We start from the raw sequence: 23,746 nt of genomic DNA on the forward strand, positions 1-23,746 counted from the left end.
TGAGCTAACTGTTTACCCTTCAAGTCCCACAAGCGAGCTGTGCCATCGTCGAATCCACCGGTTGCTAACTGCTGGCCATCGGGGCTGAAATCGATGCTAGTGACACCGCCTGTAGCAGGCTTAAACTGAGCTAACTGTTTACCCTTCAAGTCCCACAAGCGAGCTGTGCCATCCAATCCACGGGTTGCTAACTGCTGGCCATTGGGGCTGAAATCGATCCTATAGACACCGCCTGTGGGATGCTTAAACTGAGCTAACTGTTTACCCTTCAAGTCCCACAAGCGAACTGTGCCATCTAATCCACCGGTTGCTAACTGCTGGCCATCGGGGCTGAAATCGATGCTAGTGACATGGCCTGTGGGATGCTTAAACTGAGTTAACTGTTTACCCTTCAAGTCCCACAAGCGAGCTGTGCCATCTGCTCCACCGGTTGCTAACTGCTGGCCATTGGGGCTGAAATCGATGCTAGTGACACCGCCTGTGGGATGCTTAAACTGAGCTAACTGTTTACCCTTCAAGTCCCACAAGCGAGCTGTGCCATCTGCTCCTGATCCACGGGTTGCTAACTGCTGGCCATTAGGGCTGAAATCGATGCTAGTGACACCGCCTGTGGGATGCTTAAACTGAGCTAACTGTTTACCCTTCAAGTCCCACAAGCGAGCTGTGCCATCGTCGAATCCACCGGTTGCTAACTGCTGACCATTGGGGCTGAACTCGATGCTATCGACACTGCCTGTGGCATGCTTAAACTGAGCTAACTGTTTACCCTTCAAGTCCCACAAGCGAGCTGTGCCATCTTCTCCACCGGTTGCTAACTGCTGGCCATTGGGGCTGAACTCGATGCTATCGACACTGCCTGTGGCATGCTTAAACTGAGCTAACTGTTTACCCTTCAAGTCCCACAAGCGAGCTGTGCCATCTTCTCCACCGGTTGCTAACTGCTGGCCATTGGGGCTGAACTCGATGCTATCGACACTGCCTGTGGGATGCTTAAACTGAGCTAACTGTTTACCCTTCAAGTCCCACAAGCGAGCTGTGCCATCTAATCCTGATCCACGGGTTGCTAACTGCTGGCCATTGGGGCTGAAATCGATGCTATCGACACCGCCTGTAGTAGGCTTAAACTGAGCTAACTGTTTACCCTTCAAGTCCCACAAGCGAGCTGTGCCATCTAATTCTGATCCAAGGGTTGCTAACTGCTGGCCATTGGGGCTGAACTCGATGCTAGTGATATAGTCTATGGAATGCTTAAACTGAGCTAACTGTTTACCCTTCAAGTCCCACAAGCGAGCTGTGCCATCTGCTCCACCGGTTGCTAACTGCTGGCTATTAGGGCTGAACTCGATGCTAGTGATATAGTCTATGGAATGCTTAAACTGAGCTAACTGTTTACCCTTCAAGTCCCACAAGCGAGCTGTGCCATCTGCTCCACCGGTTGCTAACTGCTGGCTATTAGGGCTGAACTCGATGCTAGTGACACCGCCTGTAGCAGGCTTAAACTGAGCTAACTGTTTACCCTTCAAGTCCCACAAGCGAGCTATGCCATCTTCTCCACCGGTTGCTAACTGCTGGCTATTAGGGCTGAACTCGATGCTATCGACACGGCCTGTAGCAGGCTTAAACTGAGCTAACTGTTTACCCTTCAAGTCCCACAAGCGAGCTATGCCATCTTCTCCAAGGGTTGCTAACTGCTGGCCATTAGGGCTGAACTCGATGCTATCGACACTGTCCTGATGGCTCTGAAAACGGTTACGTTCTTGAGAACTGTAAGCCGCTTGTTGCAAGGTCCCTCTCACTTGATTGCGGGTACTGACATCGCTCCAAATGGCTTGCTTGAGTTTCCTCGCTGCTCTCAAACTCTCCAGCAGGGCATCAAAGTTTAGGTCAGACGCTAGCAGTAATTCTGAGGACTTACTGAGGGTTACACTCTGACTAATAATGGCCCCGTGCAGTTGCCACCCAGCGAAGACGACCAGCACCAAGGCTCCGACTAAACCGCCTGTCAGACTTCTCGTAATCCACTGCTGACGGCGTTTGCGCGCAGCCTCCTCTTGCTCTCGCAGCCTCAGACTGACCTGAATGAATTCTCGCTCCGTCAGGCTCAGTTCCCCTTGACGCTTCTCCAACCAGTCCGTTGCTTCTGCTAATGGAGCCCCCCGTAGGAGTGCGCCTTCATCGTGGCTACTTGTTTCCCACTGGCGCATCGCTGCCCTTAGCCGCTCCTGCCAGGTGCGAAATGTCCGGTCAGCTCTCATCCAATCACGCAGGCGCTGCCACTCGCGAATCAGCGCTTCATGCACTACCTCCACAGTTTCCGATTCACTGGCTTCATTGCGCCCTGTCACCACTAGCCGTGCTCCTGCCAGCTTCGCGACCAGTTCCCAGTTGTCTTCCCCAACATCAGAGCGAGTTGCCAGACGGCGAGTGTCTTCAGTCCCTTCCCCAGGCCGTATCAATTGCAGAAAAATGCGCTGTGCCTGCGTCTGCTCTGTCTCGTTCAGTTGGCTGTAAACCGCCTCTGCATGCTTCGCCAGCGCTGCGGCCACTCCACCAATCTCGTCATAAGCCCGATGGGTCAACTGCTCCTCTTCTTGTCTCTGCCACAGCAGCGTCAATGCAAACTCCAACAACGGCAGATTCCCCGGCTCCCCTCCGACTTCATCTAAAATGCGCCGCGTCAGTCCCTCCTCCAAGCGCAAGCCCCAGCGCTCGGCAGGCTCCTCGATCGCCCTTTGCAGCTCTTCACGGTACATCGAGCGCAGTTTCAAGTCAGCGTGCTGCAAGGCATCGGCAAAAGGACCATAGGAGAGCGCTTGCCCCAAAAAGTCTGCTCGTAAGGTCAACACCAGCGTCAAACCCGCAGACCCTTGCCCCGGCTCATCCCCTTGAATTGCTTTGAGCAACTCATCAAGAAAACGTTTTTGCTCCTCTGAGTCTCGGCAGAGCGTGTACAGCTCCTCAAACTGATCCACCACCAGTAACAGACGACGGTGATTGGGATGGCTCTCTAGAATGCGAGCCACACGCTCCCGTAATTGCCGCTTGCCCCCAAGCAGATCAAGGGCTAATTCCTCAGCATCTCTATCCCGTCTGGCTTTGCTTTCCTCTGGCTCCCACAACTCGATGAGGACAGTGGCCAGTTCATAGAGCGGGCGCTCCTTAGGCCGAAAGGAAGCAACCAGCCACTCTCCCTCTACCCGTAACTCAGGCATCAGCCCAGCAAACACCAGTGAGGATTTGCCGCTTCCAGAAGGACCGAGCACGGCCACTAAGGGCTGTGTTCGCACCGCCTCAACCAATGGCCCAATAAACGCCTCTCGCCCAAAGAAGAAGGGGGCATCCTCTTCTCGAAACGCAAACAACCCTCGATAGGGGCACAGCAGCGCTGTCTGCTCCCCGCTCCTAGCCCGTAAAGCCTTCCACAGAACCGCTCTGCGGATCCCTTGAGCCACCTCTAGAAATGCCTGGTCCTGGTTAGTCCAACGAGTGATCGGCTCCCCATTCCTCGGTAGGGGTTGCAGCTTGCCCAAAGGAGTGTTCTCCCAATCCACTGGACGCAGTAGCACCGGAATCACCCGAGCTTCCCCCGCCTGATGTCGTTCCAAGGCTCGCTTCAGCTGAATGTTGTAGAGGTCATCCGAGGCGAAAAAGTCAGCACTAGCCAGCAGCAAAATGATTTGAGCGGTGTTCAAATGCTGGTCCAGCTCCCGGTCCAGCTCTCCACCTGCAATGATCTCCCGGTCATGCCAAGCCGTGATCACGCCCTCCCGCTGCAGGGTACTGAGGTGCTTGGCTAGTTCGTCCCGTAGAGCCTCATCCTCACGGGCATAGGAGAAGAAAACTTCGATAGCTCCAGACTGCCCTAGCGTGGTTACTGCTCCAGCTGAATCTGGGAGAGCGTCTACCATAGTTATGGTCTCCTAGCGGAAGTGTCCAAAGCTCTGGCTGCTCATTACACAGCTTTGGCACCCACATCATGACAGAAACCCCTGAAGCTGTCGTTGACAAGCTTCAAGGGTTTGGTTGAGATCAAGTTGTGAGCAGCTCCAAGCCTTGCAGAGGCACATTAAATTTCGATCAACCCTCGTAGTAAGGAGCGGTTTCGGCTTAGCCATTAAGGTCTTGCTTAGGTAGATTTTGGAACAATGGATAATGGATTGCCGTTTGACTCGCTGTACTACTACGGGAGCGATTAACTGACTCATATCAGCTATGGGCCACAGCACAAACAATATGTTCAGGCACTCGCAGAAAAACGAGTGCCTATACGGAAAGGACTTGAGAGATAGTTAGAGTGAACTAAAGTTTAACGGCTCATGTCGTCTAAATAAACGCTAGGAGAGCAGCGATCGCAGGAAGTAACTTGGTACATTCCTGAACTAGCTTGGTCATGTCTGGTAGGGTTGACACTGTTCCTTTCAAAATCTTGATTGATGTTTTTGCGGCTTTTTGCAGAGCACCGTCTCCAGGTTGCTGTCCTGCTTGAGCAAGGTTTTCAACCTGTTCTAGTGCCTCAATCTTATCTTCCTCCGTCAACTCAGGTTCAGTTTCGATGGCTGCTTGTAACTGAGCCAAAAGATCTTTAAGGCTAGGTTGGTCAGGATCAGAGGACTCTGGTAGCTGATTGATAGTGTTAGTGACGCTGCCGCTGATGGCCCCAAGGGCAACTCCAGTCATTGTTTGATTTTCGCCAGCTGCAGCTACGCCACTAACGTTGCCTTGAACACCGCTAATGCTGACATTTCCCTTACTTTGCGACATGATGTAATCTCCTCTAGTGTAGGTTTCGACGTAAAATTTGGGTTGGCCCAAGGCATTCTCTAATAGTTTTTCCAAACTACGGATTCTTTCATCTTTCTCTCCCATTCCGGCCAACAGAGCTTGCAAATCGTTGATAGGTAAGGACTTGATTTGGCTATAGGTTTTAAAGTATTCGCGATGAAGTTCCGATTGATTAGCATCACTAGACACTTTTGCCTGTAGTCGGATCTTCTCATGGCCTCGACCTTCGAGGGTCAACAGTTCTAATTCTGCTTCTGGATGGTTTTCTGCGAGCCTTTGAATTGCAATGGCAGCAGCACTCGGATCAAGCCCTCCGTGATGAAATAAGTCGAGAGTTTTGAATTGGCTAGCCACCTCTCGCATATCGACATTTTGGCTTTTGTAAAGGTCAAGCGTTTTGATAATAGGAGAGATAAAATCAGCAAAATCCCCCTCTTTGAAATTCTCCTGACGGTTATCCGGCTTTCTCCAGGGATCAGGATCATCAGCGGTAGGTAAACGCATGTAAATGTATTCACAGCGAGCCCTAGTCAGACAGGTATCGGTAGAAATTGCCCAATCTTGGATGAATGTTCCGGTAAGACAAGCTTTAGATAAATCAGTTCGATATAACTGCGCCTGAACGAGCTTCGCTCTAGATAGGTCAGCCTCTTGCAAATTTGCTTCGCTCAGATCTGCCCCTACGAAGCTAGCATCTGTTAGGATAGCCTCCTGCAAATTCAGTCCTCGCAAATCGCATCGATCAAAATTTTCTCCACGCCCAAGTTTCGTAATAGCGAGTTGATGGACTTTGGAGCTTTCTAAATAAGTTCCATCTGTACGAGCTTGATCTAATTTTCGGGCGTGAAACCAATTAGTGCGGGTTAGGGTTGCTTGTCTAAAGTCTGTGCTTTTAAGCGTGGCTTCAGTAAAGTTAGCATCTGTTAGGTTTGCACCATGAAAGCTAGTTCCTCCTTTGGTTACTAAGGCAGTTGCAAGGGACTGAATGATTTGATACTTGTTATTTTTTGCTGTGATTGCCAGCCAACCAATATAGCCTCCGGTGACAATTGTAGCTAAGGCAACCGAGCTAGAGATCAGATAACCTATAACTTCTATGTTTCCTAGCAGAACCCCAAATACTAATCCTAAAAATGCAGCACCCCCGGTGATGATTCCAGGTTTCCAAAGTGGTATTAATCTAGCGATGGCAATCCCTACTGCTATATTACCCACCCCGGCTAGGCTACCCGCAAGTGCTAAGGCAGTAAATTGAACATCAACAGCAAGGTTAGCTTGAGAAGTTGGCAAAAACGCGATGATCGCGATAAGAATAGCGGCAACAATTTCAGTGAGTATGACTAGCAGGGTACCCAACCCTAGAAACAGTATCACTGCTAGAAAAGTAAACAGGGCAACTAGAGCAAAAATACCGAAAATGGGACCAGATGCATTACCAACCCATAAGTTGCTTAAGAGAGCAGCAGAATAGCCGGAGACCAGCCCTGCCAAAAGTGCCAACGCTAATGATGAAGCACCTAAGCTAAACGTCCAGGTACGCGACAGGCCAGCCTTAGCGTGGCTGAAATCTGCACCGACTAAAATTGCTTTTCTAAAACTAGTACCACGGATATCAAAGTGGCTAAAATCCTGTCCAACTAGATCTCGCCCACTAAGATCTGCTCCTCGTAAATTAGTGTCTTGTAACTTCGCCACCATTTTTATCTGCTTATCAATTTACCTGCACTTCCACGGCAACAAAGTACGCAGCGCTGAATAGCGGCAGAAATGGGGTGTGGAAGAATACGTCCTCTCGATACTAGCATCTCTAAATGGGGCAGGCAGAAATGGTGGCTGAAGGAGATCTTGTTCAGCTTCAGCCACCACTTCTCTGACTGATGAGTTCTCCTGAAGAAGTCGATTAAATCTATCAGGGTCGATTTCCTTTAATTCCCGGAGCCAAAGTCTTCGCTCATAGCCAGATTTGCTAGTATCTAAGACTGTAGTAATCAGCCAAGGAAGTGCTAGGGAACCTAGGCTCATTCGATCTAGAACTCTGAAAGCTGCTACATCGTCAGCCTCACTTTCAAGCATAGAAACTATTGTAGAAACAGTAGAAGAGTCGATCCTTCTAAATTGGTTCAATACATGCATACATGTATTAAACTCTAAAGTAGTTACGTCACGACCAGATACATGAACTAGATCTCTTACTATCAACTCTCTTTCTCTCGAAGTCGTATTCAAACCAATTTCACCTAAAGCGGTGATGACTAGAATTCTGGTAAAACCAGAAAGATACATAGTCTCAACACCACTTCCTCTAACAGAACGAGGGATTAGAATCTCTCGAAGAACAGGTATTGCCTCTGAACCACAAGCAATGATCGCATCAATAACAGAAGGGTTCTCCTCCAGTTGATTAATGCTTTTTCTGACATCACCATCAGTACATCGTGAAGCACGGTTTAATACTTGTACTTGGCTCTCTCCTCTGTCAAGCTGCCCCACTACTGAATTTTGTGCTGGTGTCTCTGTAGAAACTGACAAATCATAACGACCTCGAAGATTAGGATCAGGTGCCAAGATCACGACTCGATAAAGACCAGCACGAGACATACTAAACCTTGCTGAAGCTCCTGCAGGGCTTCCCTTTACTTCAAGACCTTGAATCAAAGGAGATCTTGACTCTCCTCCCCGTAGTCTGCCACCTGTACCAATCAGGGCGAGAACATTACCCTCTGAGTCAAGCAGTGCGAAAAAGGGAAGAACCCCTCGGCTTAACCAATCTACTGCGAAATCTATTTGGATTGGGACATTGGCACCAATTTGAAAAGTATGACCATCTGCTAAGTTAGAGCGACTTTCTCCAAAAGAACCTGTTTCTCGTAATAGAATTCGTGAACTAGACTGTGCTTTTGCTTCTAAACCAACTAGAAGGCTTAAGGATGCAACTAAAGAAATCAGAAAAAGGGGTAATACTCTCATTAACGTATCCTTACTTATTTAAGTAAAGGTATGTGCTTGCACTTGATTTATCTGTGTTTTTGTGAAGATCTGCCAGTGGCCATGCTCAACAGTAGGCACGTGAAGTGCAGAAACCAACTTTTAACTTGTATTCTTCTCAGGGTGCCATAGTGATCAGAGAATTTACCGAGAACCACATAATATTTATTACATCTTTACGAGTTGTCAATCATTCCTTCTCAAGCTTTTTGATCAGTATCTATAGGATGTCGCTCGTTGCCCCTTTAACTCTCTGCCGCTGTACTGCCTGCACTAACTTCACCCGATACGGCTTAGCATCCTTGCGCCATACCACCTGCTGCCCTTTCAACTCTGCACAGTGGCCTTCCAATGACTTCTGCCAACCTCGATGGGGTCAAAAATTGTACCCAAACCGTTCAGCAGTCTCCAATCCTTCTCTTGGCGGGTCAGTTTGGCAATTTTCTCATGTGGGTAGCCAACTGTACCAATAAGCCCTTGTGCAAGATTAAATGGATTGTTCTCTGAGCCACAGCTCATAGCTGATGTGTAGGTCTTGCAGGTCAACCTGCCTACTAGGTGGGGGCAGGGGGCAGATCAGATTCAAAGTCTGATTAGAAAGGATAAAAATTTTTGGGTTTGTGGAGATGGAACCTGAGCGTTCTCTTCCCCAGAATTCTGAGCCATCCCTCTACCTGGAAGACCCTCCCATCCCAAGGTCCTAAGGTTCTTAGCCAGTCTGTTCTGTATGTATCGTCGTCCATCCTAGAAATAGAAAAAGCATCAATAGCTATAGACTACTCATTACACAGCTTTGGCACACACATCACGGCAGAAACCTCTGAAGCTTCATTAGCTCAAGAAGGTCGTGAGCTGACCTTAAAACATCTCTGGCAGAATCGGGCGTGAAGAAACACAACCAGCATAGTTCTCATAGAGTGTCTGCACATCATGCCCTGTAACAGCAGCAACTGTTGTTGGGGGCAGCCCATCGGCTAAACAGTGGGAAATAAATGTGTGTCGAGTGATGTATGGCTTTCGATATAGAATCTCCAATCGTTCTAAAATCGTCACCCAAGCTCGGTTCCGGAAATTGTGGTCGTCGATTGCATTGCCCTGCCTGGTAGTAAATACCAGATCATCTGGTTGAGCTGCTTCGGGCTTCTTGTTCCGGAGAAGTGAGGAGATTTTGCCATTAAGAGGGATTGTCCTAGCCTTGTTAGTTTTCGTTGATTTTCGGACCCCTCGACTCAGTGACTCGCCTATCCAAACACTGCCAAAGTCATCAGAGATATGCTCCCATCTGAGACCAATTGCTTCAGAGGTTCTCGCTCCAGTGCCAAACAAAAACTGAACGAATTCAGCATAGTGTTTATAGTGAGGATCATCTTTGAAAGCTTTTATGATTGCCTTTATCTCATCCTTAGTGAATGGCTTAGGCATTTGTTTAGGTGGCACCTTAACCCTGTTCTGCAATTCCTTCCAAGGATTAACTTCTACGTAATGTCTCCCCTTGCCCCAGTCCCAGCAAGCTGAGAGTAGACCCAACCGTTCCTTGAGAATTCGCTCGCCATTTCCCTTCGAGCGAAGAAATTCGACAAAGGGCTCAGCAGACATCAAGCCTAAAAACTCTACCTTCTTATCGGCATAGAACTCAGAAAGGTACTTCTCCGTAGTCTTATACTTTTCAAGAGTTCTTGAGTAGACGCCCTTCGATTTGTAGTCGGTGAATAACTGAAATAACTCGACACAAGTGATGAGCACAACCTCATCTTTCTTTGGCTCTACGTATCCCTCTGGCTTGTACTTTACCAGAGTAGGGTCAAAATTCCCTGAGAGGATGTCTAACTCAATTTGCCTAGCTTTGCCTTCCGCTGCCTTTCTGGTTTCCTGGGCATCGATCAGGCCAAGGGACAAGGAATAGCGTTTTCCGCCACAACTCCAGCGCAGTCTTAGACGTCCCTGGAAGGGCTCCACCTTCACAGTTCCTTTGCTTGCATTTTTACGCTTTGCTGTCCCTGGCTGTTGGCTCATAGTTGGTATTCGATCGTTGTGCTCCAACTGAGCATACCAAATTCATACCAAATTCATACCAAATGACTGCCGAAACAGAGTGATTTTTGTTACTCAAGAACCTGTCTTAGGACCCTTCAGGACAAAACAAAAACCCCGGAACCCTTATCTAGCGTGGGTTCCGGGGTTTTATGACATATGGACACAACTGGACTCGAACCAGTGACCCCCACGATGTCAACGTGGTGCTCTAACCAACTGAGCTATGCGTCCTTGCTATCACCAGGTTTCGCCCCAGCAGCTTGGCTATCGTAGCACATTTTTTTCGTCTTGGCAGTAGTTATTCCAGGCCAGTTCCATAGCGCAGAGCATCGTAGCGGGCTAGCTCCCGAAAATAGGCTTTAGAAGCCTGGGGCTGCGTCCAATCTGGAACTGGTGCCATTTTTAGTCTCAAGCTTGAGACCCCCAAGCGTAGGTAGTGCGAGAGCCACTGCGCTAAGGTGGGCAAACCGACCTGCGTGACAGAGGCCAGAGTCAGGTCAGGAGCCTGGAGCAGGGTGGCAATCAACGTCTGCGTGAGGCTATCCCAACGCGGCTTGTCTTGCAAAAAGGTTTGCATAGCCTCTGGCCCTAGCTGGTCGAGCACTGTAAACACCTGATTAAGCAGTTGGTTGATGCGATCTGGAGGCAGAGAGCTACGCCAAGGAACCTGCATCGTGCGGGCAAATAGCCAGGTGACACTGATATTGGGGGCGTAGGGTTGAAGCTCTGCCAAGCTGAGCCGGTCGAGACAGTCAGCAGCAAGAGCCGCCTGGATGCCGCGTAGCAGACGCGGTAGATGCCTGACCATTGCCCCAAAACCACCAAAACTCAGGGGTGACTGTTGAGCTGCGGCATCACCTACGGCCAGAGTTCGGCCCCAAGGCAGGCGAAGAGGACTATCTGGATAAGCTGGAAACAAACCTGCCAGCAAGCGCAAAGGCTGCAAAGCTGCTAACTCACACTGCTGATACTCCGGCAGCAAGGTTGCATAGTCCTCAAAAAAAGCCTGGAGAGAGCCACGCCCTGGATCAAGATCTAAATAAGTAAATAGATAGGTCGTCCGTCCGCCTGCGCGTGCCGGAAAAGCTTCCCAGAAATACTGCATCTGCTGGCGAATCGGTGTAGTAGTGACCAGCAGATCGCCTTTGTCATTGTCTGGAAAACCAGTCGCACAGGAGCCCACTACGGCACAGATCAGGCTAGGTGTTTGACCCTGTCGGGCTTGAGCCACGATAGGCGAGAAATGTCCCATTGCATCAATCAGCAAACGGGTATTGAGCGTCAGTCCGTTTTGGGTAGAGACACAGGCATGGTGAGGGCTGAGGACAGCACTGGCAAAGCCAGTGTTCTCTAGCAACTTGCCGCCTAATGTCAGAAACTTGTTTTTCAGAAGCTCCAGCAAAGTCACAGGGTAGATGCCGATATTGAGGACACCTGTAGCCCAATGATCTGGGCCACCCAGAAAAGCAATTCGTCCTCGGGAGTACTCACTGGTGATGACCTGCTCTCGCTCGTCAGGAGTGAGCAATTCCAATTGAACTAGTGTCTCTAGTTCCTCACGCGAGAGATTCCATTCTTGTTCGCGACCCTGTAGAAGCCCAGCTTCTAGGAGGGCAACGCGCCAGCCTTGAGCTTGTAGACCAGTCGCCAGTAAAATCCCCAGCGTACCGCCACAGATCACCACATCCAGTTCAGGCTCTACCTCAGTGTCGCTGAGCTGAATCGGCTGTGGGGGTTGCTCCAAACCCTTGCAATAACTTTGCCAGCGGTGATCGACACGGGTGAGAATCTGCCTTGTCGTTTCTGGGTGGCTGAGGCGGCTCAGGTATTGCTCAAGAGGCGAGGAAAAAAGCATCTTGTGGCGGGCCATCCGGAAAGCTTGCATTGCTCCCCGAATTGTAGCGAATGGAGAGTCCAGTAAGATTGCCCTAGGCTATTCGTCTAAAGCAGGCTACGACTAATCTGCTTAACCTCAATTGACTTAAGAATTGACTTAAGTGTTAACGATCGGGTGACCTGTAAAAAGTGATTGAACCTGATTGTCAATCCAACTCACAGGGTACTTTAAGAGAAATAGATGAGCCGACTTTCTAGGTCCGGCTCGGTTACACAGTTTATTGTGACAAGCAATGACAAATGCTACCCTTCGGCTCAAGTTCTTATTCCTCTTGGCTAGGAAGAATCGTAATAAGGGATTTACTCTTATTGAGCTATTAGTGGTGATTATTATTATCGGCATCCTATCAGCGATTGCTCTGCCTGCCTTCCTCAATCAGGTGAACCGCGCACGGCAGTCGGAAGCAAAAACCTATGTCGGTGCCATGAATCGGGCGCAGCAAGCCTATCGGCTAGAAAATCCTACTTTTGCCAACAATCTTGCCAACCTTTCTTTAGGTATTAGATCCAGTACCAGTTATTACAGCTATTTTATTTCCGATGCTAATGTTGGCGGCTCTTTGCAAATAGGTATGGTCAAAGCAGAACTGTCGCTTAAAGCCTATATTGGACTTGTGCAGTTTGTTCAAGCTCTGGGTCAAGACGCCTCATCTCAATCAATTATTTGTGAAGCCCGTCAGTCTAATACTCCGGTTGCGGGCACTGCTCCTACCACAGCAGATGTCAGTAACGAAAACCTCTCAACGGTGGTTGATGACTCTAATCCCATCGCCTGTGGTAGCAACTTCAGGCCAATGAATTAACTAATGGGTTGAGCTTGCGTTAGAGACTGCTTTGAGCAGGCGATTTAGGGTGGTGGTATGGCCACACTGGAGCCTGTAGGATTCTTGTCAATCTTGCCTAGATCTTTGCCTAGATCATGGGGTCACGAACTCTAGCCATGCTGGCTTCAAGGGCTCTCTGTCTTCAACCTCCCCGGCTGCAAAAAAGTCTGGAGGACAGTATTTCAGGGATTTCTGATAGCTTGATACAGATACAGATAGACGCCCAAGCACCTAACCCCATGCCCCACACGATTGTTACCAACACCTGCGAAGGTGTTGCCGACTGTGTAGATGCCTGCCCAGTGGCTTGCATTCATCCCGGTCCTGGCAAAAATACCAAAGGTACCGATTGGTACTGGATTGATTTTGCGACCTGTATTGACTGTGGTATCTGTCTTCAGGTTTGTCCAGTAGAGGGTGCGATTGTACCTGAGGAGCGCCCAGACCTCCAGAGTACGCCTACTTAAGCTGGCCTCGGTGGAACTACGGCAGCAGGAGGTGTAACTGCGTGGATTTGCTGGAAGATTTTCAGTCAGAGTGATCGCTGATCCGGACGGAATGGGTAAAGTTAGCTCGTGAGTTGGGAAGCAGATCCCTGCGGTTCCCGACATGGCCTACATACTCATCGCAAGGAGTCACTCGTGGACGCACGTACCAAAACCAAGCTGCTGTTCTTTCTGGCTCGCAGAAACAATAGCGAGGGTTTCACCCTGATCGAACTGCTGGTGGTCATCATCATCATCGGTATTCTGTCCGCCATTGCTCTGCCTTCCTTCTTGAACCAGGCCAACCGCGCCAGACAGTCGGAAGCCAGAACCTATGTGGGTTCGATGAACCGAGCGCAGCAGGCTTACCGCTTGGAGAACACAGCCTTTGCTCCCGACATCAGCACCCTTTCGGTCGGGATCAACTCCAACACGGTTTACTACACCTATTCCGTTACGCCTAACGTTGCTAGCCCCAACTACGCGCTCCAGCAAGCCACTGTCAAGTCTGATCCTGGTCTGAAAGCTTACATCGGCGCGGTTCAAATCGCTCAGCAGAGCGGTCAGGACGCAACAACGCTGGCTGTTCTTTGTGAAGCTAAGCAAGCAAACACACCAGCTGCCGGTTCAGAACTGACTGCAGGAAATATTGCCAACCTTGTCACGGGTGGTGTACTAACCAGCAACAACAACATTGGTTGCCAGGGTGCAGCCAAGGCAATTCAGTAACGCTGGCTAACGTGATTGGCTGGAATTGAATCAGTTAGGACATAAAAATGGAGGTGGGACAGCAGTTGTCTCACCTCTATTTCGTTTGAGGATAGAAAACTAAGAGCCTCGCTTGGGTGGCTTTTGCTGGAGCAGGTCGCTGCGCAGCTCGGAGAAAGAGTCCTTGATGGTTTCGGCCACTTCGTCTGCTTTGGCTTTGGCTTTGGCCTGCAGATTCTTGCGGGTAGTGGTGGCCTTGGTCGAGAGATCACCAGCAGTTTTACGAGCGCTTTTCTGGGCAGCTTCGACTTGTTCCACTGCCTTTTCAGTTAAATCTTCCGCGGCTTCCTGTAGATTGCCTCTGACTTCTTTGGCAACCTCACTGGCTTTTTGCGAAAGCTTAGCAGCTTGCTGCTGGGTCTGCTTTTGCAGGTTGCGATTGGCTTCCTGAGCGGCCTCACGAGCCTTTTGCGCGAGCTTGGCGGCCTGTTCCTTGGCTTGATTCAACAGATCCATGAGAGCTTGCTGCGCCACTGCACCTCAAGCTTAGCCTGCTCTTTCGGGGCCGAAGGCTTCGCTTACGATCATTTAAAGAGAACCCTCGCTGGAACGGGGCCAGAAGTTAAAGCGCTGGTTGAATCACTTAGTAGCCACTGAGAATACCCTGCCGCTTGGCTTGGCGCTCGGCCCAAGTAAACACCAGCAGACCCAGGCTGAAATAGCCCACTCCACTCAACAGGGCTAGGGCTAACTGACCTACATCGAGGGCCTGCTCCCTTGCCATAAGATCGCGTAGGAGACCGGCACCTGAAGCCATCGGCAGCAGCAGCCCTAGCAGCCGCGAGGGACCAGTCCAGGTTTCAATGGGCGTCGCCAGCAGGAAAAACAGCGCGAACTGAAAAATTCCCAACAACTGCTGGATGCGCTTAAGTAATAACGACAGGGCTCCCAACAGGAAGGCCAAACCGTAGGCTCCGAGCAGCACGGCAGCTAAAGGTAGTAGCAAACTGGGTGGAAATGCGAGACGGCTACCTGTGAGCAGCAGGATGGCTAATAGGATGCTGAGGGTCAAAATCAAGCGCAGCACTAAACTGGCTAAGCCGCGAGCCAGGAAAATTTTAGCTGCTCCGAAGGGAGACAGAAACAGTTGCTCCAGGGTGCCAGTCTGAGCTTCGATTTGCAGGCCGATGGCGATGTCATTCATGACTAGAACTACTAAATCCCAGAGCACATAGCCAACCACAATCGAATCTAGGCGGTCGCCAAATTGCAAGCTAGGACCTGCAATGTAGCGAGCACTGAGAAAAATGCCATAAAAAATCAGAGTGGCAATGACAATGCCACCGATGGTTTCGCTAGGGTAGCGCCAGGACTGGATCCAACTGCGCTTAAACTCTGCCCGCAACAGCTCACGCACCTTCACGGCCATGCACCAATTTCAAGAAAATCTCTGTCAGGTCAGCTTGGTCTTTGGCAACACGAACCAGAGGTAGAGGCTTTAGGACGGACAGCACACTGTAGATTTGGTCTGATTGTCCTGTGTAGATGATTTGTCTGCCCTCGATTCGTGCGTCCAAGGTTTTGAGTTGGTTGCTCTGGTCAAGTGTTAGATCGCCTTCGACCTCAATTACATAGGCGGACCCAGAAAACTGGCGAACTAGCTCGTGAGTCGGCTTCTCAGTAATAATCTCCCCAGCGTTGATGATCGCTACCCGGTCTGATAGCTCCTCTGCCAGGTTGAGTTGATGCGTTGTGAGCAGAATTGCCCGTCCTTCCTGCGCAATTTCCCGCACTAGAGTCTTAACACTCTGAGTTGCCTCAACGTCCAAACCCAAGGTCGGTTCATCTAGCAATAAGAGCTTGGGTTGATGGATCAGCGCCACAGCCAATGCCAACTTCTGCTGCATGCCTCGGGAAAGAGACTGAACGGGAGTGTGCCGTTTGCCAACTAGGTCGAAGCGGTCTAAAAGCTCTAAGCCTCGTCGTCGGGCTATTGGCTCACTCAAGCCTTTGAGGGTGCCGAAATAGGCCAGGTTTTCTTCTGGAGTGAGACGCCAGTAGGTGTTGCGATTGCCCTCCAACACGGCCCCAACCTGGCTGAGTGCCTGGGAGTCGTGGTGAGGATCTCGATCGGCAATTCGAACCCAACCAGCATCTGGTCGAATTAGGCCAGCGATCATCTTGATCGTCGTTGTTTTACCTGCACCGTTTGGCCCCAAAAACGCCAGCACCTCCCCAGCTGCAATGCTTAGGGAGACGCCACGGACTGCTGCAACTGTTTTGCCTTGCTGCCGGTAAATTTTTCTGAGGTTGTTGGCCTCAAGTACCTTCATGCAGCAGCTAGGCGAGAGAGCGTTTCAAGATGCCACGGACTGACAAAATCGCCACCAAGTCGAACGCCAGGAGTGCCAGTAACGCGCCACCCAAGGTCATCACACCCCAAGGCGCGCTCAGAATAGGGCTGCTAAAGCTCCAATCGGCATGCGTGTAGAGATAGCGAATCGGCTCAATGGCATGGGTGAGAGGATTGAGGCTCACCACCCACTGCAACCAGGTCGGCATAAAGCTCAGGGGAGCCAGGGCACTGCTAGCAAACAGCAGTGGCAGGTTCACGACAAAAATGACCGCAATCAGCTCGACGTGACCAGGCATGGCGAAGGCCAGACCCAGGCTGAGCGCCGTAACACCCAGCACCAGCAAGAGCACAATCAGCCCCATGAGGCCCAAGCCCAAGGCTCCAGGCAACCTCGTGCCCATCAGTGCACTGGCTCCCACTAACACAGCGGCCTGAATCAAGCTCAGGGTAGCGATGAAAATTGAGGACGCTAGCACAATCGAAAAGCGCGAAACCAGGGGTGCTACCAACAGCCGGTTCAGGAAGCCAAATTCCCGGTCGAACATCACCGGCAAGCCGGCATTAAGGGCTCCACCAAAAGCTGTGAAGACAATTACGCCTGCTCCCAAAAATTGGGCATAGCTTTGCTCAGTACCGAACAGACCAGCCGGAGCATTCTGAAACAGGGCCCCAAACAAAATCAGCCACATCAACGGCTGGATGATCCCCGCAACCAAGGTGGAGGGACGCCGTTGCAGTTGAATAAATAGGCGGCGAGTGAGAGCTGCCGTTTCTTGCACAAACTCAGAAAATGCTGAGCGTTCGGTCGCCTGAGGCGATGCGGAAAGCTCTGACAGACGAGACTGGGTCAGTATGTCAAAGGTGTTGCTCATAGCAGACCTCAAAGGCGGATTCAAAACCGAGAACAAACTAGAAATTTAGACGTAGGTGCTCAAAAAGGGTCAAAGCCGTTTCCAGCAATCGTACCCTGCCCATTGCACCCTATAGGCTGATCCTACCTCAACGCTTCTTAACCATCGCCTGTTGCTCAGCAGCAGCTAGGTCAGCATCACCCAATGTGCGCCCTGTGGCCTTGAGATAAACGTCGTCTAGGCTAGGCCGGGATTGAGACAGACCAAACACCGGCAAGCCTACTTGGGCAAGCGCTTCACGCACCCCCAGAGTTGCCTGCTCTGGTTCTTTAACCACCAGATTCAGCGCATTGCCTTGAGCCAGATTGACGACTACTGCTTGTACAAAAGGTAGGGGTTCCAGGACCGAGATCGCTCGCTCCACCTCAAACTGGGGCGTAAACTCGCGGATGCGCAGAGTAATTCGGTCGCCGCCCACGCGGTCTTTCAACTCAGAGGGAGTTCCTTCAGCAATGACAATGCCCCGATCGATAATTGCGACGCGATCGGATAGGGCATCAATTTCCTCTAAGTAGTGGCTGGTAATCACAACTGTGATCCCTGCTTCCTTGAGTTGTCGGAGCAGCTCCCAAATGGTGACTCGGCTCTCAATATCCAAGCCAGCGCTAGGCTCATCCAGGACCAAGACTTGAGGGCGGTGCAATAAGCCTGCTGCTAGATCTAGCCGTTTGCGAATGCCGCCGGAGTAGGTGCCTGTGCGGCGGTCGATCCACTCCTGCAAACCCATCAGTTTGATCATGCCTTCAATGCGATCACGCGCTAAGTCGCGAGGCAGGTGATACAGATCAGCTTGAAATTGCAGCAGTTCACGGCCGGTCAGAACTTTATCGAGCGCAACCTCCTGCGCTACATAACCCAAAAGCCGCCGCACAGCGCGGGGATTGGTAGTCACCGACTGCCCCGAAACCTCTAAGCTGCCAGAGTCCGGCTGAGCTAGGGTGCAAAGGCAGCGTAGGGTAGTAGTTTTGCCTGCACCATTGGGACCCAGCAGACCGTAAATCTGACCAGCTTCCACGGTGAGCGACACACCTCTGACGGCTTCGACGGATCCGTATCGCTTGTGCAAATCTCGGATCACGACGGCTGCACTCATGCCAACAAGCCTCCCAATGTCTTCAGGGCTAGAGCTGAGTATGTCTGGACAATCGGTAGGCTGTCTACACCCATTGCGGCGAACAACAGCATGCAATAGAAGATCGAGAACTTGAATAGCTCGCGCGCCGCTTGTTGCTCTTGGGCATTGCGGAACAATTTGACAGCTTTAACAACGAAGACTCCACCCAAAAGCGTGGCGGCAACTCCGTAAAATAAGCCAGCCGCTCCGAGCGGGCACAGCAGTAAGGTGAAGGGCACCATCACCAAGGTGTAGCCGAGGATTTGATTGGCTGTCGGCTGCTCGCCGACCAAGACAGGCAACATTGGTATGCCGACTTTCTCGTAATCCTTGCGGATCATCAAGGCCAGTGCCCAAAAGTGAGGGGGGGTCCACAGCAGAATAATGCCGAACAAGACCCAGGCAGCCCAACTTAACTCTCCTGTTACGGCGGCCCAGCCCACTAGTGGGGGGATCGCACCGGCCGCCCCCCCAATCACAATGTTGTTGGGAGTCGACCGCTTGAGCCAGAGTGTGTAAACAAAGACATAGGTCAGGATGCCTGACATTGCCAGCAGGGCACTAAGCAGGTTCGCAAAAACGGTCAACAGGGTAAACGACAGACTAGCCAACACCAGCGCAAACACAAACGCCTGTCGCGGCTGCACTCGGCCTGAAGGAATCGGGCGCGACCGAGTGCGCTCCATGATGTAGTCAATATCTTGGTCGAGGATGCAGTTGATTGTGTTAGCGGAACTGGCAGCCAGCCAGCCTCCCAGCAGCGTGACAACAAATAAAACTGGATCAACCTGTCCTCGGCCCGCTAACCACATCGCGCCTGCGGTCGTCACAATTAACAGAACAATGATCCGGGGCTTGGTGAGCTGGTAGTAACACTTAACCGTTTCCTGAGTTCGATGAAGCCAGCTCCAGTCAGAGCCAGCAGGCGTCGGGGACTCAGCAATGAACTTCGAAACCGATGTAGACATTTAGTTCAACTAATTCAGCTATTTCTCTTCCCACTGACCTAGAGGACTGAGCAGTCTATGGTCACTGAGACTTGAATGAAGATCTCAAAATTAATTAAGTGTAGGTAATCAGAGGCGTAGCCGAGGTTCACGATGCTTGAGCTTGCTGGAGCTGAACTCGCTGCTTCCAAGCAAGGGTAGTGAGTACCACCAATGAGCCAAACATTGTGACGCCAGTGACCAGATGAGCCACGGTTAGGGGCTGCACCTGCAACTGCAGACGGAAGGTTGCCAATCCTAAACCCAATTGCAGCAACAGCAAACTACCGGAGACAAAGGCAACTCGTCTCAGACCTGGGGACAGGTTCGAGGTTCGCCAAGCAACTACCACGACTGCCAGAATCGCTACCACTGCTGGCACAATGCCCAGCAAGTGATTGTTCATGACACTGCAAAGCAGCGAAGATCCTAGACAGGCATGCAGTGCCCACTGAGAAGCAACTAAACCCCCGAGCAAGCTTTGGGCATAGAGAGTGATGGCAGCGCCCAGGGCGACCCAAGGCATGGATCCCACACTAGTTTTGGCACCCGCTTGCTGAGTTATTGAGCGGGATACCTGGATAGCCGTGGGTGCTAGACCCACAGCCAGTACTAGCACCACGCTCAGGAACAGCATGGCTGTACCCAAGTGGGCAGTGACAATGTCGAAGCGCAGCAGCTCAGTGACGGTCAGGCCGCCTAGCAGCCCTTGGACTAGTACCAGAAACAACGATAGAACTGACAAGCCGCTCACCCAACGGGGCAGATTGCGGTAGTTCCAGAGGGCTGTAGCTGCTAAGGTCACGGTGAGCAGACCAACACCGCTGGCAACCAAACGATGAAACCACTCCAGAAATACCTGGAGATTCATTTGCGCCTTGGGGACAATTGTGCCGTAGCACAGGGGCCAATCGGGGCAAGACAAGCCTGCATTCATCACCCGAGTTGCCCCGCCAAGGCCGATCAGAAATAAGGTGACCCCTGCGATCAGAAACGCGAGAACCTTCAAAAACTTTGCAGAAGTCTGGTCACGCCAGGGCGAGTGCTGGGTCTTTAGACTCGTCTTCTCAGCAGAAGCGCCGAGCGCTTCTTGCAAAACATTTACATCAGTCATGTCGTACGTTCAAAACGTTGGTTCAGGTTCAGGCCCCTTCAAACGCCTTTTGAGGAGATCAGGCTTTGAACTTACGTCTTTACCGTAATGAAGGTTTCGGCTCACGAGCAGAGCCTTAGGGATTTCTTTAGTTTGCTGTTCGAAACATTAAGTTGTTGCCTGTTTCATTTCTAAACAAAATACAATAGTGCTTACTTTTGCAGACGGGATCGCCTCAGTTAGGATCTTCCGGAAGGTAGAGACTTGCCTAGTTTTTCCTAAGAGTGCTAGCCCAACTTTCCAGGGGCAATGACCTCAGAAACGGGGATGTATGCTATCGAGGAAACAGGTGTGATGCCAGCCACGAAGCGATGAATTGAGCCTCAAAACCCAAGCGGCTTACAGGTCTTGATCCTGAAGAAATGGCTAAGGCTGGTCTCTCAGCGGAGGAGGAATTCATAGCGTAGTAGCAGTCTATCCAACAGCAGAGTTTCCTCGAATGTTACGGTCGCAAGTATTGAGAGAGTTATTAGGAAAGTTGTGAGTATTTTTGCAGTTCTACTTCGAACCGTGCTGGTCACCGCTGTAGGCGTACTAGTTGTCCTGGTAAGTATCTGGTACGGCCAGCATCACAATCTCCTGCCGGTGGCTGCCTCCAAAGAGGCCTCTCTGGTAGATGGGCTGTTTGAGTTCATGTTGATGATCTCCACCGGCCTGTTCATCTTTGTACAGGGCATAATTATTTATTCTGCTATCGCCTTCAGACGGCGCAAAGGAGACGATACCGATGGTCCACCCGTCCATGGCAACGTGCCATTGGAGATCATCTGGACCGGTATTCCAACCGTCATCGTTTTGTTCCTGGCAATCTACAGCTTTGATGTTTACAAGGCAGAGGGTGGCATCGAGATGATGTCTCATCCAAATATGTCTCACGCCCATCATGAGCAGCCCTTCGCCTTAGGGGCCAGCCCAGCTTATGCAGCGACCCTCCCAGAACCCCAGGAAACTGTGCCTGCTTCTGAAACTCGTAACCAGCAGATGAAGGATGAGGCCATGTCTGATCCTGCGACTGCTGCGGTGCGCAATGGAGCGATTCCGCAACTGCGAGAAGCACCTGGGGCCGGTGTGACTTCTCCCGAAATAGGCGCGTCTCCAGAAAACCAGGGCAAACCTCCTGATGTAGTTATCAATGTGACGGCGCTACGCTACGGCTGGCTCTTCACCTATCCAGGTTTGGAGAATGTAGAAGGCGAACTGCATGTGCCAGCAGGTCGTGAAGTCAGTTTGAACATCAGCGCTAATGATGTTATCCATGCCTTCTGGGTGCCTGAGTTCCGGCTCAAGCAGGACGCTGTTCCGGGCCGCGAGACTAACATCCGCTTTACCCCTGTGCGTCCAGGCGAGTACACAGTGCGTTGCGCTGAACTCTGTGGCCCCTACCACGGTGCCATGAACACCAAACTGATCGTGATGAGCCAGGAAGATTACGACGCCTGGCTGCAAGAACAAGAAGTTGCTAGCAGTGAGACGTCCGATCAATCTGATCAACTCATGGCTACTACCCCCAGCCCTACAGAGCCTGCCTTTTTGACAGCTCACCTCCAGGAGATGGGCATTGAATCTGAGTCTTTAGCGGCAATTCGTGCTGCTATGCCTCATGCTCACCACTCTGCAACTTTGTATCCCTAGGGAGTATTTGTCTCCTCTAGCCTCTGCTGCCCATTCGCGACTTACCAAAGTGGTGCTCGCATCCGTCACAAGGACTGGTTATGACTCAAGCGCAGCTTCAAGAGAACGCTAACTTCGCTGCCCACCCTGAGGAAGGTGGCAATCGAAATTGGCGAGATTATTTCGGCTTTAGCACCGACCACAAAGTGATCGGCATTCAATATCTGGTCACCACTTACTTCTTCTACTTAGTGGGAGGTTCCCTAGCGACAGCTGTTCGCACGGAGCTTGCAACACCAGAGTCAGATTTCGTTTCGCCGGAGCTGTACAACAGCCTGTTCACGATCCACGCCACAGTAATGATTTTCTTGTGGATCGTGCCGACCTTAACCGGTGGCTTTGGCAACTATCTGGTGCCTCTGATGATTGGGGCTCGCGATATGGCGTTCCCCAAGCTCAACGCCGTTGCCTTCTGGATGATCCCACCTGCAGGGGTGCTGTTGATCAGCAGCTTTTTCGTTAAAGGCGGTGCGGCTAGCGCTGGTTGGACTTCCTACCCGCCCCTGAGCACGCTCACGGAAACTCAAATTGGCGAGGCAATGTGGATCATGAGTGTGCTGGTGTTGGGCACCTCCTCGATCCTGGCGGCGCTGAACTTCGTCGTCACGATTCTGAAGATGCGCACCCCCGGCATGGGATTGTTCCAGATGCCCCTCTTTTGTTGGGCAATGCTGGCAACTTCAGCTTTGGCACTGATCGCCACGCCAGTCCTCGCGGGAGCACTCATTCTGCTTGCCTTTGACCTGCTAGCGGGGACTACCTTCTTCAACCCCACCGGTGGCGGGGACCCAGTGGTTTACCAGCACTTGTTCTGGTTCTACTCTCACCCAGCGGTCTACATCATGATCCTGCCTGCATTTGGCATGATCTCAGAGATTCTGCCAGTGCATGCGCGCAAACCGATCTTTGGTTACGCAGCCATTGCTCTATCTAGCTGTGCCATTAGCTTTTTAGGCTTGATTGTTTGGGCGCATCACATGTTCACCAGCGGTACCCCAGACTGGCTGCGCATGTTCTTCATGGTCACCACGATGGTGATTGCAGTGCCTACAGGGATCAAAGTCTTTAGCTGGCTGGCAACAATTTGGGGGGGCAAATTGCGCCTCAATAGCGCCATGCTGTTTGCAATGGGCTTTGTGTCCATGTTTGTGATTGGCGGTTTGAGCGGCGTGATGGTCGCAGCTGTACCGTTCGATATTCACGTGCATGACACCTACTTCGTGGTAGCGCACCTGCACTATGTGCTGTTCGGTGGCAGCGTCTTCGGCATCTACGCGGGCATCTACCACTGGTTCCCAAAGATGACTGGGCGCATGCTGGATGAAGCCTGGGGGCGGATCCACTTCGTGCTGAACTTCGTCGGCTTCAATATGGCCTTTCTACCTATGCACAAGCTAGGCCTGGAAGGAATGCCGCGGCGGATTGCTATCTACGACCCTAAGTTCGCCACCCTCAACCTGATTTGCAGTATTGGGGCCTATATTCTGGCGATCTCGACTATTCCCTTCCTGGTCAATGCTGCTTGGAGTTGGTTTTACGGCCCCAAAGCCAGTAGTAACCCCTGGAATGGTCTCACGTTGGAGTGGATGACTACTTCGCCACCCCCGGTTGAAAACTTTGACGCTGATCCTGTGTTGGCAACTGGTCCCTATGACTACGGCATGGGTGACCGCAGCACCGAGGTGGATGTTCCCTTCTCGGATGCGGAATCTCCTTCCCTATCAGCTGGTCCAGCCTCGGCTCTACGGGCTGAGCCAGATCCAGCGGTTGCAGTTCACCCTGATGACCGCCAAGGTGAGAGCCACAACCGCGACTAGCGTCAATTTGTGTCTAGGAAGTTA

At 51.3% G+C, this 23,746-nt stretch carries 17 protein-coding genes and 1 tRNA gene; 5 read left to right on the forward strand and 13 right to left on the reverse strand.

Annotation, left to right across the window (positions count from 1 at the left end; all coding sequences use genetic code 11):
- The 6 genes from H6F94_RS04295 to H6F94_RS04320 all read right to left on the reverse strand — a co-directional run.
- A partial coding sequence (locus H6F94_RS04295) for an nSTAND1 domain-containing NTPase (RefSeq protein WP_190801003.1) occupies positions 1-3,908 on the reverse strand: 3,908 nt, incomplete at its 3' end.
- Between the two features lie 415 nt (positions 3,909-4,323).
- Entirely contained in the window at positions 4,324-6,480 is a 2,157-nt protein-coding gene (locus H6F94_RS04300; RefSeq protein ID WP_190801004.1) for a pentapeptide repeat-containing protein, read from the reverse strand.
- Positions 6,481-6,498: 18 nt separating this feature from the next.
- Positions 6,499-7,749, reverse strand: coding sequence for a hypothetical protein (locus tag H6F94_RS04305; protein ID WP_190801005.1), 1,251 nt, complete (start codon positions 7,747-7,749; stop codon positions 6,499-6,501).
- An 876-nt stretch (positions 7,750-8,625) separates the two neighbouring features.
- Positions 8,626-9,780 carry a site-specific integrase gene (locus H6F94_RS04310; protein ID WP_190801006.1) on the reverse strand — a complete coding sequence of 385 codons (1,155 nt, stop codon included), beginning with the start codon at positions 9,778-9,780 and terminating at the stop codon, positions 8,626-8,628.
- Between the two features lie 178 nt (positions 9,781-9,958).
- Positions 9,959-10,032, reverse strand: a tRNA-Val gene (locus H6F94_RS04315).
- Between the two features lie 67 nt (positions 10,033-10,099).
- Positions 10,100-11,686 (reverse strand): NAD(P)/FAD-dependent oxidoreductase, encoded by a 1,587-nt coding sequence (locus H6F94_RS04320; protein WP_190801007.1) that lies wholly within the window; start codon positions 11,684-11,686, stop codon positions 10,100-10,102.
- Between the two features lie 244 nt (positions 11,687-11,930).
- On the opposite strand from H6F94_RS04320, the gene H6F94_RS04325 reads away from it, so the two are divergent.
- From H6F94_RS04325 to H6F94_RS04335, 3 genes are all read left to right on the forward strand, one after another.
- Entirely contained in the window at positions 11,931-12,500 is a 570-nt protein-coding gene (locus H6F94_RS04325) for a type IV pilin-like G/H family protein (RefSeq protein WP_190801008.1), read from the forward strand.
- Between the two features lie 260 nt (positions 12,501-12,760).
- Positions 12,761-12,988, forward strand: coding sequence for a ferredoxin family protein (locus H6F94_RS04330; protein WP_190801009.1), 228 nt, complete (start codon positions 12,761-12,763; stop codon positions 12,986-12,988).
- A 174-nt stretch (positions 12,989-13,162) separates the two neighbouring features.
- Positions 13,163-13,735, forward strand: a complete 573-nt coding sequence (locus H6F94_RS04335; protein ID WP_190801010.1) for a type IV pilin-like G/H family protein — start codon at positions 13,163-13,165, stop codon at positions 13,733-13,735.
- Positions 13,736-13,834: 99 nt separating this feature from the next.
- Here H6F94_RS04335 and H6F94_RS04340 read toward each other — a convergent pair whose 3' ends face one another.
- The 7 genes from H6F94_RS04340 to H6F94_RS04370 form a co-directional block, all read right to left on the reverse strand.
- Complete coding sequence (locus H6F94_RS04340) at positions 13,835-14,230, reverse strand: hypothetical protein (RefSeq protein WP_190801011.1); 396 nt, start codon at positions 14,228-14,230, stop codon at positions 13,835-13,837.
- A gap of 127 nt (positions 14,231-14,357) precedes the next feature.
- Positions 14,358-15,143, reverse strand: a complete 786-nt coding sequence (locus tag H6F94_RS04345; RefSeq protein WP_199320207.1) for an ABC transporter permease — start codon at positions 15,141-15,143, stop codon at positions 14,358-14,360.
- Positions 15,124-16,047, reverse strand: coding sequence for an ABC transporter ATP-binding protein (locus H6F94_RS04350; protein ID WP_190801012.1), 924 nt, complete (start codon positions 16,045-16,047; stop codon positions 15,124-15,126). Before H6F94_RS04350 ends, H6F94_RS04345 begins: the two co-directional genes overlap by 20 nt.
- A gap of 7 nt (positions 16,048-16,054) precedes the next feature.
- Positions 16,055-16,942, reverse strand: a complete 888-nt coding sequence (locus H6F94_RS04355) for an ABC transporter permease (protein ID WP_190801013.1) — start codon at positions 16,940-16,942, stop codon at positions 16,055-16,057.
- A gap of 127 nt (positions 16,943-17,069) precedes the next feature.
- Positions 17,070-18,074, reverse strand: a complete 1,005-nt coding sequence (locus tag H6F94_RS04360) for an ABC transporter ATP-binding protein (RefSeq protein WP_190801014.1) — start codon at positions 18,072-18,074, stop codon at positions 17,070-17,072.
- The gene (locus tag H6F94_RS04365) at positions 18,071-19,063 is read right to left on the reverse strand and encodes a heme o synthase (protein ID WP_190801015.1); all 993 of its coding nucleotides are present in this window, start codon (positions 19,061-19,063) and stop codon (positions 18,071-18,073) included. Before H6F94_RS04365 ends, H6F94_RS04360 begins: the two co-directional genes overlap by 4 nt.
- A 127-nt stretch (positions 19,064-19,190) precedes the next feature.
- Positions 19,191-20,195, reverse strand: coding sequence for a COX15/CtaA family protein (locus tag H6F94_RS04370; RefSeq protein WP_190801016.1), 1,005 nt, complete (start codon positions 20,193-20,195; stop codon positions 19,191-19,193).
- Between the two features lie 519 nt (positions 20,196-20,714).
- Between H6F94_RS04370 and H6F94_RS04375 the strand changes: the two genes are divergently transcribed.
- Both H6F94_RS04375 and ctaD read left to right on the forward strand, forming a co-directional pair.
- The gene (locus H6F94_RS04375) at positions 20,715-21,866 is read left to right on the forward strand and encodes a cytochrome c oxidase subunit II (RefSeq protein ID WP_313949219.1); all 1,152 of its coding nucleotides are present in this window, start codon (positions 20,715-20,717) and stop codon (positions 21,864-21,866) included.
- Between the two features lie 80 nt (positions 21,867-21,946).
- Complete coding sequence (gene ctaD / locus H6F94_RS04380; protein WP_190801017.1) at positions 21,947-23,722, forward strand: cytochrome c oxidase subunit I; 1,776 nt, start codon at positions 21,947-21,949, stop codon at positions 23,720-23,722.
- Positions 23,723-23,746: the final 24 nt, after the last annotated feature.

Origin of the sequence: Leptolyngbya sp. FACHB-261, assembly GCF_014696065.1 — a bacterium.
Taxonomy (GTDB): domain Bacteria; phylum Cyanobacteriota; class Cyanobacteriia; order FACHB-261; family FACHB-261; genus FACHB-261.

Excerpts from the sequence above, each read along its gene's own strand:
- H6F94_RS04320 (WP_190801007.1), bottom strand. The coding sequence starts at position 11,686 with ATGCAAGCTTTCCGGATGGCCCGCCACAAGATGCTTTTTTCCTCGCCT.
- H6F94_RS04300 (WP_190801004.1), bottom strand. The coding sequence starts at position 6,480 with ATGGTGGCGAAGTTACAAGACACTAATTTACGAGGAGCAGATCTTAGT.
- H6F94_RS04310 (WP_190801006.1), bottom strand. The coding sequence starts at position 9,780 with ATGAGCCAACAGCCAGGGACAGCAAAGCGTAAAAATGCAAGCAAAGGA.
- ctaD (WP_190801017.1), top strand. The coding sequence starts at position 21,947 with ATGACTCAAGCGCAGCTTCAAGAGAACGCTAACTTCGCTGCCCACCCT.
- H6F94_RS04360 (WP_190801014.1), bottom strand. The coding sequence starts at position 18,074 with ATGAGTGCAGCCGTCGTGATCCGAGATTTGCACAAGCGATACGGATCC.
- H6F94_RS04365 (WP_190801015.1), bottom strand. The coding sequence starts at position 19,063 with ATGTCTACATCGGTTTCGAAGTTCATTGCTGAGTCCCCGACGCCTGCT.
- H6F94_RS04305 (WP_190801005.1), bottom strand. The coding sequence starts at position 7,749 with ATGAGAGTATTACCCCTTTTTCTGATTTCTTTAGTTGCATCCTTAAGC.
- H6F94_RS04370 (WP_190801016.1), bottom strand. The coding sequence starts at position 20,195 with ATGACTGATGTAAATGTTTTGCAAGAAGCGCTCGGCGCTTCTGCTGAG.
- H6F94_RS04330 (WP_190801009.1), top strand. The coding sequence starts at position 12,761 with ATGCCCCACACGATTGTTACCAACACCTGCGAAGGTGTTGCCGACTGT.
- H6F94_RS04345 (WP_199320207.1), bottom strand. The coding sequence starts at position 15,143 with ATGGCCGTGAAGGTGCGTGAGCTGTTGCGGGCAGAGTTTAAGCGCAGT.
- H6F94_RS04355 (WP_190801013.1), bottom strand. The coding sequence starts at position 16,942 with ATGAGCAACACCTTTGACATACTGACCCAGTCTCGTCTGTCAGAGCTT.
- H6F94_RS04350 (WP_190801012.1), bottom strand. The coding sequence starts at position 16,047 with ATGAAGGTACTTGAGGCCAACAACCTCAGAAAAATTTACCGGCAGCAA.
- H6F94_RS04325 (WP_190801008.1), top strand. The coding sequence starts at position 11,931 with ATGACAAATGCTACCCTTCGGCTCAAGTTCTTATTCCTCTTGGCTAGG.
- H6F94_RS04340 (WP_190801011.1), bottom strand. The coding sequence starts at position 14,230 with ATGGATCTGTTGAATCAAGCCAAGGAACAGGCCGCCAAGCTCGCGCAA.